Origin of the sequence: Exiguobacterium acetylicum (genome assembly GCF_019890935.1) — a bacterium.
Classification (GTDB): Bacteria; Bacillota; Bacilli; order Exiguobacteriales; family Exiguobacteriaceae; genus Exiguobacterium_A; species Exiguobacterium_A abrahamii.
The window spans coordinates 3105833-3119054 of sequence record NZ_CP082333.1 but is presented as its reverse complement, the minus strand read 5'-3'; the positions used below and the strand labels follow the sequence as shown (position 1 = coordinate 3119054).

Annotated in this window: 11 protein-coding genes; 6 read left to right on the top strand and 5 right to left on the bottom strand. The window is 45.1% G+C overall.

Going from position 1 to position 13222, the window contains the following annotated elements:
* Positions 1 to 62: 62 nt before the first annotated feature.
* On the top strand, positions 63 to 530 hold the full coding sequence (locus K7G97_RS16070; RefSeq protein ID WP_223041039.1) for an SRPBCC family protein: 468 nt from the start codon (positions 63 to 65) through the stop codon (positions 528 to 530).
* Between the two features lie 39 nt (positions 531 to 569).
* Here the strand turns inward: K7G97_RS16070 and K7G97_RS16065 are convergent, their stop codons facing one another.
* The 3 genes from K7G97_RS16065 to K7G97_RS16055 all read right to left on the bottom strand — a co-directional run bounded on the left by K7G97_RS16065 (position 570) and on the right by K7G97_RS16055 (position 4632).
* The gene (locus K7G97_RS16065) at positions 570 to 2450 is read right to left on the bottom strand and encodes a PhoX family protein (RefSeq protein WP_223041038.1); all 1881 of its coding nucleotides are present in this window, start codon (positions 2448 to 2450) and stop codon (positions 570 to 572) included.
* Positions 2451 to 2564: 114 nt separating this feature from the next.
* Positions 2565 to 2945, bottom strand: coding sequence for an NUDIX domain-containing protein (locus K7G97_RS16060; protein ID WP_223041037.1), 381 nt, complete (start codon positions 2943 to 2945; stop codon positions 2565 to 2567).
* Positions 2946 to 3009: 64 nt separating this feature from the next.
* A complete protein-coding gene (locus K7G97_RS16055; protein WP_023469778.1) occupies positions 3010 to 4632 on the bottom strand; it encodes an ABC-F family ATP-binding cassette domain-containing protein in 1623 nt (540 codons plus the stop codon).
* A gap of 299 nt (positions 4633 to 4931) precedes the next feature.
* Here K7G97_RS16055 and K7G97_RS16050 point away from each other — a divergent pair, with 299 nt between their 5' ends.
* The 4 genes from K7G97_RS16050 to K7G97_RS16035 all read left to right on the top strand — a co-directional run bounded on the left by K7G97_RS16050 (position 4932) and on the right by K7G97_RS16035 (position 9393).
* The gene (locus K7G97_RS16050) at positions 4932 to 5801 is read left to right on the top strand and encodes a prohibitin family protein (RefSeq protein WP_223041036.1); all 870 of its coding nucleotides are present in this window, start codon (positions 4932 to 4934) and stop codon (positions 5799 to 5801) included.
* 232 nt (positions 5802 to 6033) lie between these two features.
* On the top strand, positions 6034 to 7641 hold the full coding sequence (locus K7G97_RS16045) for a hypothetical protein (RefSeq protein WP_223041035.1): 1608 nt from the start codon (positions 6034 to 6036) through the stop codon (positions 7639 to 7641).
* 16 nt (positions 7642 to 7657) lie between these two features.
* Entirely contained in the window at positions 7658 to 8350 is a 693-nt protein-coding gene (locus K7G97_RS16040; protein WP_223041034.1) for a WxL domain-containing protein, read from the top strand.
* A gap of 23 nt (positions 8351 to 8373) precedes the next feature.
* Entirely contained in the window at positions 8374 to 9393 is a 1020-nt protein-coding gene (locus K7G97_RS16035) for a WxLIP family cell surface protein (protein ID WP_223041033.1), read from the top strand.
* A gap of 39 nt (positions 9394 to 9432) precedes the next feature.
* On the opposite strand, the gene pepT is transcribed toward K7G97_RS16035, so the two are convergent.
* The gene (gene pepT / locus K7G97_RS16030; protein ID WP_223041032.1) at positions 9433 to 10668 is read right to left on the bottom strand and encodes a peptidase T; all 1236 of its coding nucleotides are present in this window, start codon (positions 10666 to 10668) and stop codon (positions 9433 to 9435) included.
* 109 nt (positions 10669 to 10777) lie between these two features.
* Here pepT and K7G97_RS16025 point away from each other — a divergent pair, with 109 nt between their 5' ends.
* Positions 10778 to 11776 (top strand): zinc-binding dehydrogenase, encoded by a 999-nt coding sequence (locus tag K7G97_RS16025; RefSeq protein ID WP_223041031.1) that lies wholly within the window; start codon positions 10778 to 10780, stop codon positions 11774 to 11776.
* A gap of 84 nt (positions 11777 to 11860) precedes the next feature.
* On the opposite strand, the gene K7G97_RS16020 is transcribed toward K7G97_RS16025, so the two are convergent.
* Positions 11861 to 13045 (bottom strand): class I SAM-dependent rRNA methyltransferase, encoded by a 1185-nt coding sequence (locus K7G97_RS16020; RefSeq protein WP_223041030.1) that lies wholly within the window; start codon positions 13043 to 13045, stop codon positions 11861 to 11863.
* Positions 13046 to 13222: the final 177 nt, after the last annotated feature.

Genomic DNA, 13222 nt, shown 5'->3' with positions numbered 1-13222 from the left:
CCCTGTCACCGGACGTTACAAGACCGGATGACGGGGTATTTCTATAGAAAGGGGGCGGATCTATGATTACGTGGAGAGAAGAAAGACAGCTCGACATCCCGATTGAGGAAGCATGGCACTTGTTTGATCACACGCGGCTGCAACGTCTGATTCCGAACGTCGTCCAGCATGAGGTGATTGAACGAAAACCGGGTGTCGTTGGTTCGACGTATCGTCAAACGTACATGCAGGGCAACCGACTCGAAACCTATATCGTGACTGATTTAGCCTATACGAACGAGCCGGACTTCAAGCAAAATACGATTGGATTCACACTGGCTAAAATATTCATGATCGAGATGACCTTTACGCTCAAACCGATCGACCATGATCGCTGTCTGTTGATCTATACGGGAAAAAATGAGGGAGCGAACTTTGTTGGAAAGAGTCTGTTGTCGCTTGGAGGCGAGCGGGAAAACGAGAAAATTGTTCATGGACTGCTGCAACGAGTCGAAGAAGAGGCAGCAAAACAAAAGAAGAACAACGCATGAAAAAACGGATTCCCGTGCCTGGGAATCCGTTTTAGCATCTTATCGATGCGTATATGATTTGTGACCGCTCGGTAAACCAGAGAGGTAACCGACACCACCTGTTTTTTGAATCCCGATGCCGTCTTTCATCGCTTGTTCGAGCGCTTTTGGATCGACAGCGGTGATTTGTTTTCCTGTCAGTGCCTCACCCGGGTGCTGATAGTTGCTCAAGAGATAGCTATACCCACCAACATGATCAAGTGAACGAAGACCAGTTGCTTCCGCTCCGACGGGAACAGACAGAATCCGTGATAACTTTTTCGTCTTCAGATTATAGGCCCAGACGAAGTTGTTCGTATGCAAGGAGCTGTCTTCACCGATGAAGAGTGTATCGGATGTCGCGGAGTAGGCAAGGTTATCTGGATTCGCGACGAGATCCGGATTCGCTGTGTTGCCGTAAGCATCCGGCTTCTTCAAATCTTCACCAATGACAAGTGCTTGCATATTCGTTGGTACGTAACGGCTGTCGATACCTTTTGCACGACCAAGATCGATTTCGAATGTCGCACCCGATTCGCGTTTTTCAAGCTGGATGTCGTCTTGGACAGCACCCTCTTGTTTTTCGGTACTGCCTGACACATAAGACAAGGCGATGTAGGCTTTTTTGTCTTGTTCGTTGACCGTGATGCCTTCCATCTTGTTGAACTCTGACGTCGCACCGAGCAACGCACCATAACGGCGTGATTCAAGGAAGGCCGCTTCTTTTTCCTTACCAGGCTTGAGCTTCAAGTATTCGACTTTTTTGCTAGCAGCTGTTTTGACTGCTTTAAAGCCAGGAGTTGGCGCATCGGCTGTCTCGAAGATGTCGCTGAACTTCGTTCCTTTATCAATCAAGCGTTTGACTTCTTTATCGGAAGCATGACCAAGCTTGATCCATTCGAGATCACCAGCTCCGCCTTCCGTTGCGCGTGTTTGTTTGAACTTCGCCGCGTAAAGTGTTCCTTTTGAGAAATCACGCTTTTTGTCCGCGACATACATGAACATCATCGTATTGTTTCCGTCATCACCAAAAATCGCCGTCTTTTGATCCGGCAGAATCTGCATCATCTCGTGTGAGAAACGACCTGTGCTGTAGTGTTTAACTGCTGTCGCTTTCCCTTTTCGATCGACCGAGATTTCCGGTGTGAAGCCGTAGAAGTAAGGATTCGCTTTTTCGGTCGTTCCGAAATAGCGCTCAGCGAAGGCATTTACTTCTTTATAAGCAGCTGACGTTTTGTCTGACTCAAACGCACGAGCATCTGGTTCATATTCCTCTGACCCAAGGTGCGTTCCCCATGGTGTCGTCGAACCGTTACATGGTGTCCAGAGTCCATTGACGTTCTCAAAATCAATCTTGCTGGCTTTTTTGACAGCAAGTTGCCCTGTCTTTTTATCTTGTACGACTTCTGTTAATGTCATCGATGCTGGAAGTCCCTTGACTTCATTACCAGCGTTGTCGATCGAGTCATACTCGAAGTGAGACACCATGTATTTTTTTCCGTGCACTTCAAGCAGACTGTTCGAGTCGGGTGCATCTGAGACGAAAGCTTCCGGTTTGTCCGGTACACTGCGGTCGATGATCGGATTACCTTTAGCATCGATTGGTGTACCTGCTGCAATCATCTCGCCTTTGTTTTCGACGATTTTATCTTGCGACAGGAATAATTGATTATAGTTCAACGGCTTCACTTCTGATTTGCCATTCGTATACGTGACTTTGACTTTTGCTTCTGTATAAGTTTTTACCATCTGATCGATTTTCGTCGGTGCATCCATCGACAAGAATTCGACCTTCTTGATGTTGCGTGTTGTGTGAGAAGAGCTATGGGCATCCGCGAACATCGGGACCATACTTGATGACAAGACCGCTGCTGATAGACCAACCATGAGTGTTCGTTTCATTTTTGTTTCCCCCAAATGAGTTTGTGTTGTTGCTACATTTCCATTTAATCAGTCGATTATGTAGAGGGTGTAAAGAAACCTGGTCAGTTTTATCTCAGTTAGTTAATGTTACCTTTACAGTAAGGTCAGCAAACGAGCAATCTGTGGATCATCGTGAAGCTCCTTTAATGGTCGGAAACGGACGGTTCGTAATTCTTGTTGGTCAAATGGGAGTTCGGGATCGATCCCGAGTCGAGGTGCAGGACTGCCTAAGGCACGTCGGACGAGAAAACACGTCTCAGTTCCTTGATTGATCGAGATGTCATAGAGTTGCCGTTCAATCGTGATGTGAAGGTGTGTCTCCTCTAATACTTCGCGCACGACGGCTTGTTCTTTTGTTTCGCCACTCTCGACACCTCCGCCCGGTAACGTCCAGAACGTCCGGGAAGGCGTGTGTAATTCGACCATTAGGATTTGTTGCTCTTCAATCAACGCAGCGCATACGCGGTGCCGCATGTTGCATTCCTCCTTTAATGTATTCAAAAAAGAGACCGAAACGACAGTTCCGGTCTCCTCAAAATCATTGCGCGTATAACGCTGTTAATTGCTGTTGGATCGTATCATTGTTCAAGTACTCATCGTATGTCGTTTCTTTATCGACGATACCGTTCGGCGTTAACTCGATGATACGGTTCGCGATCGTTTCGACGAACTGATGGTCATGCGAGCTAAAGAGCATTGCGCCTTTGTAAGCGATCAAGCCATCGTTGAGTGCTGTGATCGATTCGAGATCCAAGTGGTTCGTTGGATCGTCGAGGACGAGAACGTTAGCGCCGCTGAGCATTGCTTTTGAAAGCATACAACGGACTTTTTCGCCCCCAGATAAGACAGAGGCTTTTTTCATGACTTCTTCTCCTGAGAAGAGCATCCGTCCGAGGAATCCACGGAGGAACGTATCGCTCTCATCTGCCGGCGAATACTGACGGAGCCAATCGAGGATCGTCTTATCCGAGCCTTCGAAGAATTCCGAGTTATCTTTTGGCAAGTACGACTGCGAAGTCGTGACGCCCCATTTGAACGTACCGCTATCCGGTTCCATCTCACCCATAAGGATTTTGAAGAGAGTCGTGATTGCGATATCGCTCTGACTGATGAACGCGACTTTATCCGTTTTGTTCAACGAGAAGCGGACGTTATCAAGGACTTTGACGCCATCGATCGTCTTCGAGATACCGTCGACCATCAAGAGATCATTTCCGATTTCGCGTTCCGGTGTAAAACCGACGAACGGATAACGGCGTGACGATGGACGAATGTCGTCGAGTGTGATTTTATCAAGCAATTTCTTCCGCGACGTCGCTTGTTTCGCTTTTGAAGCGTTTGAGCTGAAACGCGCGATGAAGGCTTGAAGTTCTTTGATCTTCTCTTCTTTTTTCTTGTTTTGGTCACTTGCCATACGCGAAGCAAGCTGACTTGACTCGTACCAGAAATCGTAGTTTCCGATATACAATTGAATCTTACCGTAATCGAGATCCGCCATGTGCGTACAGACGTTGTTCAAGAAGTGACGGTCGTGGGAAATGACGATGACCGTGTTTTCGAATCCAATCAAGAATTCTTCGAGCCATTTGACAGCTTTCAAATCAAGTCCGTTCGTTGGCTCATCGAGTAAGAGAATGTCTGGTTTGCCGAACAACGCTTGTGCAAGCAAGACTTTGACCTTTTCCGATCCTGTCAGCTCAGCCATCGTTTTCGAGTGAAGGTCTTCCTTGATACCGAGTCCTTGAAGAAGCATTGCGGCTTCCGACTCTGCTTCCCAACCGTTCATCTCAGCGAATTCACCTTCGAGTTCAGCAGCGCGCATACCGTCTTCGTCCGAGAAATCTTCTTTCATATAAATCGCATCTTTTTCTTTCATGACTTCATAGAGACGTTTGTGTCCCATCATGACCGTTTCGATGACTTGGAATTCTTCGTATTCGTAATGGTTCTGACGGAGAACGCCTAAACGTTCGCCTGGTGTGATGATGACATCGCCTTGTTGTGCTTCGATGTCACCAGCGAGAATTTTCAAGAATGTCGATTTACCGGCGCCGTTTGCACCGATCAAACCGTAACAGTTACCTGGTGTGAACTTGATGTTGACGTCTTCGAATAATTTTCGGTCTGCAAAGCGAAGACCGACGTTTTGTACTGTAATCATATAGAGATGAACCCTCGTTTCTAGTAAGTGATGTGCTCATTCGAGTGTACCACAAATCGTGATCTGTCGTAGAGCAGGCAAAGTTCCCTCCATATTAGGACAGAAATTAAAAATAAGCAACCGGACATTTAAAAAAATGAAACATTTTCCAGATAGATACGTAGAAGAAAGTAAGGAATTCGTTAGAGGAGGGGTTAGATGGCCATCTTTTTCACATTATTGTTTTTCGCCCTCATCGTTTTGCTTGGCATGGAACTCTACCGCTATATCCAAGAAAAGATCGATAAAGGAGATTCAGAATGAGAGAAATCAAACCGAAGAAAAAAATTCGCCCGTCGATGATCATCGCTGGTGTGCTCGTACTAGCGTTGCTTGCAACAACGCCGTTCATCGTTGAACAAATCGAACCTGGACAAGTTGGTGTTGTCTATACACCGTCAAGCGGTGTCAAAGATGAGACGTTATCACAAGGTTGGCATGTCGTTTCACCGATCACACGGGTGACGGAGTATCCGATTCGAACACAGACAAAAGCGCTTGAGAACATGACACTTGCAACCAAGGATGGAAAGAACATCGTCGTTGACTTTACATACAGCTTCTCCGTCTCACCGGATAAGGTGACGAAAGTCTTCAACAAGTTCGGACCAATCGAAATCGATGAGATTGCAAAAGGTTATTTAAAACAACGACTTTATGATGCATCGCGTGAGCAAATCTCGAAAGTCACCGTCCTTGAACTGTTCGGTGAAAAATCAGGGAATGTCTCGACGAGCATTCAGACGCAGTTTGCAGAAGACGTCAAGGATATCGGTTTCATCATCGAAGATGTCGCACTCGGTGCGCCGAAACCAGATGAAAAGACACAGGAAGCAATCGATGCGCGTGTCAAAGCGTCGCAGGAACTCGATAAAAAGAAAACGGATCTTGAAATCGCTAAAGCAGAAGCAGAACGTCTTCGCGTAGAAGCGAAAGGAGCAGCAGATGCCCGTTTGATCGAAGCGCAAGGATTGGCAAAAGCTCAAAAAGAACTACAGAAGACATTGACGGAAGAAATGATTCAATACGAAGCCGTTAAGAAGTGGGACGGGAAGTCACCACTCGTCAGTGGGTCGGGTAGTATGGTTCAATTACCGCTTCCAGATGCTACAACAGAAGAAAAGAATTAAATCTCGATGTGCTTGGAGACAAGCACATTTTTTTATTTCATCATAATAAAATAATTGTACTAATGCTCTTATGGTATTAAATTTTAATATACCAATAAAAAATGATACATTTTATATCTTTTAAATCCCAAATTAATGGTTTAATTACCTTTTTTATAAGGAAAAAGGTGTAAAGAAAAGTCATTTAGATTAACTAGGTCAATGAATTGTTCCAATTGAAGGAGGAATTTTATTGTATCGAAATCGATCACCGAATCTTTTTATCATCTTAATGATCTTACTGGCAACAAGCTTTCCGATTCCGCACAGTCATGCGACGACTGAGGAATTCGAAATTCCAGACCCTTTGACGTCATCGTTTTGTGAAGAGACGTTGAATGATCCAAAGAAAAAGGACTTGTTGGAAAAAGAGGAAATCGAACAATGCGAAGAGCTCGTAGAAGTAGAGGAGACGCCATCAACCGAGAGTGAGGTCCTACCAACACCCGAGACACCCCCAACCGAGAGTGAAGACCCACCAACACCCGAGACAGCTCCAACCGAGAGCGAAGACCCACCAACACCCGAGACACCTCCAACCGAGAGCGAAAATCCATCAACACCCGAGACACCTCCAACCGAGAGCGAAGACCCACCAACACCCGAGACACCCCCAACCGAGAGCGAAGACCCACTAACACCCGAGACACCCCCAACCGAGAACGAAGACCCACTAACACCCGAGACACCTCCAACCGAGAACGAAGACCCACTAACACCCGAGACACCTCCAACCGAGAGTGAAGACCCATCAACATCAGAGACATCTCCAACCGAGAATGAAGATCCACTGACACCTGAGACAGCACCTACTGATGAAGAGGAAAACAAAATTCCCGACCAACCTGATTCTGGTAAAGCAGAATCACCGAACGAAATCGAAACTCCTGTCCTAACGTCACCTAAACCAAGACAAGAGAAGCAACAAGCGGTTGTACCGATGCTTGCTGGAGTAGCACTGCTCGGAACATCAAGCTTAGATGCTTCCTATAATGGAACGACTAAAACGATCACACTAGAAAATACTGTTTCTGGATTGTTGAGCTTAAATTTATCAAGTGGATATATTATTTTTCGACTACCACCAGAAGTGATGCAAAGTATTGAAACGAGTTCCGTCAAACTGCAATATCGCTATAGTGGATTACTTGGAATTGGATCGCAAACCAGGGATGCGACAGCAATAATCGATCGAACGAATAACCAAATCTATGCTGATGTTAGCTCTTTATTAAAGCTATCTCTTCTAAGTAGCGATCGATTCACCTTATCTTTCAAAGTCGGAAATCTACCAGTCGGAGTCGATAAAGTCTATACGTTCCGGAGTGTTTTAGCAGATGGGTTAGTTGATTTGAATGTTTTAAGTAGTGGTACGGCTACAGCAACACTTGGAATCGGACCTACATTCAACTTAAGTGTTCCGGATACGCTAGATTTCGGAAGTCATGAGTTGACAGGACGTGAGAAAATCATCCCTCGCTTGTCCCCAATGACGATTTCTATTTCGCACGAAAATGCAACAGGTTACAACTGGAAGTTACAAGCAAGTCTCAGTCGTCCTTTGACGAGTACAGACAATGACGTGTTGAGCGATGTTCTTTATTTTAAGACCACTTCGAAAACCCAATTGTTACAAACGACTGCTATTGAAATCGCAACAGGGACGATGTCGGCAAGCTCGAATCAGACACCGTTAACCTACGCAGAAAACGAAGGGATCATTCTCGACTTAACTGGCAAATATCCAAAACCTTCATCGTATAGCGCAGGCATTCAATGGAGTTTAATCAATGCACCATGAAAAGGAGAGAACAGAAATGAAGAAACGTTTCGCTGTTTCGACGGTATTGATGAGTACAGCTTTGGTTTTAGGAACAACCACTGCATGGGCGGCGACTTCTACGGGCGAGTCGACGGCAAAAATTACGTTCACGACGAATGAAGCACCGGTCATCGTGGATCCAGATGATCGGGACCCGAACAATCCATATGAACCAGACAAAAACGGCGGAAATAAACCTACAGGAAATACAGGACCATTGACACTCGATTATGCGCCTAACTTTGATTTTGGATCAAACGAATTGCTTTCCAATAAAGCAGAGTTTAAGGCGACCGATCAAAAACCATTTCTCCAAGTAACGGATCGACGGGTTAATCGGACAGAATGGGAAGTAACCGTGAAGTTGGGAGACTTTATAGATGAAGGTGGAAAGCCCTCGTTAATAGGTTCGACGTTATCCATTGATGCCGGTACTGTTCAAACATTAGTGAATGTATCAGGATTCGCGGCACCTACGACACAAGATATAACATTGACACCAGGAAATGCAGGAGATGCGCAAACGATACTAACATCCCCAGAAGGAACGTTCTCAACTTGGCAAATTTACTGGAAGGGTAACGGAACCGATAACGATTACATCAAACTCAATGTACCAATCAATTCTCAAGTGCAAGGCACACACACCGCAACACTCGACTGGACGCTTACGGATGTCGTGAATTGACTTGAAAGCAGGTGAAGACAAAGATGAAACGATGGGGAGCTAGTTGTCTTGCTATACTACTTTATGGATTGTTATTCTGCGTCATACCTTCGACTAGTTTTGCAGAAGATCGCGTCAATTTTTCGATTGAAGCCGTTCCGAATGCCTACCAAGTCGATTCTGGTGTCTCGTACTTTGACTTACGTATGACGGCAAAACAAAAGACGAACATTCAAGTTCGAATTTTCAATCATGGACCTGATGATCATACGTTTTTGACATCAATCCGGAATGCAACGACGAACGATAATGGTTTGATCGTTTACGATCAAAAGAAACCGGTCCCGTTAGCTCCGACTTCGTTGACGGATCTCATTCAACCGAACGCGACATCGACGTTCATCAAGGGCGGCGAATCGAAAGTCGTTTCTTTACCACTTGAGATTGTGAACGATTTAGACGGTACCTTGTTGGCGGGTGTTCGGGTCGAAAAGAAACCAGAAAAAGAAACAGCTGAAAAAAATACAATCGGTATTCAAAATCGTCACTCTTACATCATCGGTTTGAAAGTCCGATCTTCGATTAAAGAACTGGCGCCTGAGATTACGTACGAAGGGGTAGAAGCAAAATCGTCTTTTTCTAGACCGACCGTCTTTGTTAAGCTAGCCAATCAGGTACCGACGATCAGTCAGCCTATGAAGTTCGAAGCCGTCGTCATGCAAGGCAAAAAAGTCGTTGTTCGTAAAGAGATGGAAGTTCGATTTGCTCCGTCGATTTATATGCGAACACCGATTGAAACGACAGGAATCTTAGAACCAGGTACGTATCAAATTAAGATCCGTGTTGAAGGAAAAGAAAAGACGTGGAAGTGGAAAGACAGCTTTAAAATCACGAAGCGCCAAGCAGACCAGATGAAAGAACAGATGCCTGAGCGAGAGATTGAGGAAAATTCCAACTCCTTCGTCGGTGAATGGTCGAAGGAACTCATGATTGCCTCGACGTTGATTATCTTTTTGCTGATTGGTTACATCTATCGTTTGAAAAAACAACAACGCCAGACATGAAAAAAAGCAGATTCTCAGCGCTGAGAATCTGCTTTTTGATTAGCGCGAAGCTTGTTCAAATCCTTGAGCGATGGCAATGATCACTTGTGTTGCTTTGACCATATTATCGACCGAAATGAATTCAAACTTGCCATGGTAGTTCTCGCCACCGGTAAAGATGTTCGGTGTTGGAAGACCCATGTATGAAAGTTGAGATCCATCCGTTCCACCACGAATCGGTTTAATGATCGGTGTGATATCAAGCGACTCCATCGCTGCATGAGCGATATCGACGATGTGCATGTGGGGTTCGATTTTTTCACGCATGTTGTAGTATTGATCGTGTAAATCGATTTCGACACTGCCGGCGCCATACTTTTTGTTCCACTCATCGACAAGGGCAGATAAGAAGTGTTTCCGTCCTTCGAACGCCTCACGATCGAAATCACGAATGATGTAGTCGAGCGTCGTTTTTTCGACAGAACCGTCAAACGAAATCAGGTGAAAGAAACCTTCGAAACCATCCGTGAATTCAGGAGACTCTTCTCCAGGAAGACGATCGTGGAATGCCATCGCATGTTTCTGCGAATTGACCATCTTATCTTTTGCTGTTCCCGGATGGACATTTGTTCCGTGGAAGACGATTTTGGCTGCAGCCGCATTAAAGCTTTCGTATTCGAGTTCACCCAGCGGACCGCCGTCAACCGTATAAGCATACGTGGCATCGAATGCTTCGACATTGAAGTGATGTGGTCCACGACCGATTTCTTCGTCTGGCGTAAAGGCAACACGAATGCGACCATGCTTGATTTCTGGATGTGAAATCAGATGATGCATGGCTGTCATGATTTCTGCGATTCCGGCTTTATTATCGGCACCGAGTAATGTCGTACCATCCGTTGTCATTAAGGTATGACCAACATAGTTGTGTAGTGCCGGAAAATCAGTTGGCGACAGGATGACGGACGGTACTTCACTTAACGTGATCGGATTTCCATCATACGCTTCCACGAGTTGCGGACGAACATTCGTACCTGTAAAGTCCGTTGCTGTATCCAGGTGAGCAAGAAAACCAATTGTCGGAATGTCTGCATCTGTATTAGCGGGTAACGTCGCCATGACATAACCATTGTCATCGACCGTGACCTCTTCCATGCCAATGGTCTTTAATTCTTCTATGAGCAAACGAGCTAGTGTCCATTGCCCTTCAGTTGTTGGAACAGTCGTACTCTCATAATTCGACTGTGTATCGACTTTCACGTATGTAGTTAGACGATCAATCAATTCTTGTTTCAAATCAAAAACGTCCCTTCTCGTCATAAGATACCTTCATCATAGCATGAACGACTAATGTGAGAGAATTCTGAATCATGATAGACTAATAATGGAAAAGGGGGAATTTTTCATGAGAGCATTCGTAGTCGATCAGTATGGAAAAGACGCATCACTTACAGAAAAGGACGTCACACCTGAAAAAGCGGGGAAACACGAATTACGGGTTCAAATCGAGGGGTCGAGCATCAATCCACTTGATACGAAGATGTTCTTCGGACATGTGGCGGCGGCTTCGACGACTGGAATTCTCCAGGGGGATGTAACGGGGAAAGTCATTGGGATTGGGGATGGTGTGACGTCTTTTTCTATCGGCGATCGCATCGTCGCATTCGGCGGTGGACTTGGAACACGTGCCGGTGCGCTAGCAGAAGAAATGCTTGTGCCTGAACAGATGGCAGTCTTACGACCGGAAGGGGTCTCGGCTGAGGTTGCTGGTTGTTTACCGGTGATTGGGTTGACCGCGATGGAAATATTAAAAGAGCGAATCGCGATTACTCCAGGCATTCATGTATATGTAGCAGGTGGAACGGGTGGAGTAGGACATCTTACCGTACAACTTGCTCGTCATTATGGATGCGACGTCACAGCGAGCGCCTCTTCTGACAAGAAGGCAGCTTGGCTAGAAGCGAAAGGGATTCGCGTTCATCGGTATAAGGAAGAATCAGCTGAAGCGTTATTAAACCGACTTGATCTGGACGGATTCGATGTCATCATTGATACAGTCGGTGGTGACCATTTACAAGAATCGTTCATACTCGCAAAAGAGCGGGGACGCATCATTTCGATCGCGACACGGACGACACAAGATTTAACGATGATGCATAGTAAAGCCTTGTCCCTTGAAGCTGTTTTCGTCGCGCTTCCGTTACTGAAAGGAAAAGTAGATGAGATGAAACAACAGCAACGTCACTTATCAGAACTCGTTCATTTAGTGGAAGAAGGCGCAATCGAGATTCGGATTGAAGAGCAGATTCCGTATGAACGCGATGCGTTAAACGATCTCTATCAACGATTTGATCAAACATCACACTTTGGTAAGGTGAGTGTATATCCAACCCCTAAAAAATGATTCTCCATTCATTTTACATTTCCTGTTAAAAATATAAAAAATCCGCTACTGAAAAATTCGGTAGCGGATTTTTTAGATAACAGATTATTTACGGCGAACAAGAATGCTTTTTGGAGCGAGTTGTGGCATGGAAGGAGGAGTCGGGAAATCTTTCTGCTCCGGTTGCTCCCACACGACTTCGAATTTTTGACGCAACTTGTTGAATGCTTGCTCGACAGCTTTTTTCAATTGTGACGCATCAAGAGCAGGACTATCTGTCGTAATCGCAAGCAATCCTCCGCGATTCGTCAGGTGAATGACTTTTTGGATCCAAAGGGCGAGATCCTGTTCCGTTCGAAACTGACGTGTCCGTGTATTGACTTGTACGGGCGGATGGAACAAGACGACGTCAAAACGAGTCTTCTTATCTGCTTGTTCGATATAGTCGAACGCATCCTGAACTAAAATCTTCTGTTTTTCGGGAGTAAAACTGTTCAACATCAGATTATCTTTTGTCTTATTTCGACTACGTGTCGAGAAATCAACGCTTGTCGTTCGGGCAGCTTCACCATAAAGGGCAGCTACCGTTAACGTTCCTGTATCGGAAAAGAGGTTAAGTACGGTCTTTCGTTCGACGGAATCGAGAAGGATTCGGCGAAGTTCACGTTGGGCAATGTCAAAACCAGTCCGCATGCCAGCATCTAAGTCATATTCATACAACACACCATATTCTTGTGCGACTTCAGGAAAATCACCTCGTTCCCCTTTCAAAAAGTCGTCGCCTTTGACCGGTTGAAGATCGACGAGGAAATCTCGTTTTTCATAAATGCTTCTATAATTCAGTAGTGATTCAAGAGCCTCAAGAATTAGTGGGCGGAATGTATAGATGCCTTCATTTTCGAATGTAATGAGGTAATGATGATCATAACAGTCGATCGTCAAACCACCAATACCATCCCCTGCACCGTTAAAGATACGGAAGGCTTCTGAATACTCTTCAAAAAATTCATTTCGTTTGTCTAACGCTTTTTCAAAAAGTTGTTTGAAGAAGGCGACATCAATCGCTTCTTGCTCGTCCATTGAGAGAGTCCAACCGACACCTTTTTCCTGCTTGCCAAAATAACCGGTCGCGAGGTATTCTTTATGTTCTGTCATCAGGTGAAGTAGTGCGCCTGCCTCTTTGACATGGTGCAAAGCTTCGAACATTTCCTTGCGTAACGCGGGATACCCGCTTTGAATCGATTCAATCCATTCTGGTTTGACGACAACTGGATAAAGTTCACGGGGCATGTTAGTTTCCTCATTTCTACTTGTGGATAAGTGCCATAAGTATACCATAAATGGGGTTATCCACATGTGGATAACTGGATATAAATAAAACCGCTATTCTTTGTATAAGTCAAAGGAATAACGGTTTTTGTTATGATAAGCAAAGAACTGAAAAATCTATAATGATTTGGAGTGAAA

Excerpts from the sequence above, each read along its gene's own strand:
- K7G97_RS16070 (WP_223041039.1), top strand. The coding sequence starts at position 63 with ATGATTACGTGGAGAGAAGAAAGACAGCTCGACATCCCGATTGAGGAA.
- K7G97_RS16065 (WP_223041038.1), bottom strand. The coding sequence starts at position 2,450 with ATGAAACGAACACTCATGGTTGGTCTATCAGCAGCGGTCTTGTCATCA.
- K7G97_RS16060 (WP_223041037.1), bottom strand. The coding sequence starts at position 2,945 with ATGCGGCACCGCGTATGCGCTGCGTTGATTGAAGAGCAACAAATCCTA.
- K7G97_RS16055 (WP_023469778.1), bottom strand. The coding sequence starts at position 4,632 with ATGATTACAGTACAAAACGTCGGTCTTCGCTTTGCAGACCGAAAATTA.
- K7G97_RS16050 (WP_223041036.1), top strand. The coding sequence starts at position 4,932 with ATGAGAGAAATCAAACCGAAGAAAAAAATTCGCCCGTCGATGATCATC.
- K7G97_RS16040 (WP_223041034.1), top strand. The coding sequence starts at position 7,658 with ATGAAGAAACGTTTCGCTGTTTCGACGGTATTGATGAGTACAGCTTTG.
- K7G97_RS16035 (WP_223041033.1), top strand. The coding sequence starts at position 8,374 with ATGAAACGATGGGGAGCTAGTTGTCTTGCTATACTACTTTATGGATTG.
- K7G97_RS16025 (WP_223041031.1), top strand. The coding sequence starts at position 10,778 with ATGAGAGCATTCGTAGTCGATCAGTATGGAAAAGACGCATCACTTACA.
- K7G97_RS16020 (WP_223041030.1), bottom strand. The coding sequence starts at position 13,045 with ATGCCCCGTGAACTTTATCCAGTTGTCGTCAAACCAGAATGGATTGAA.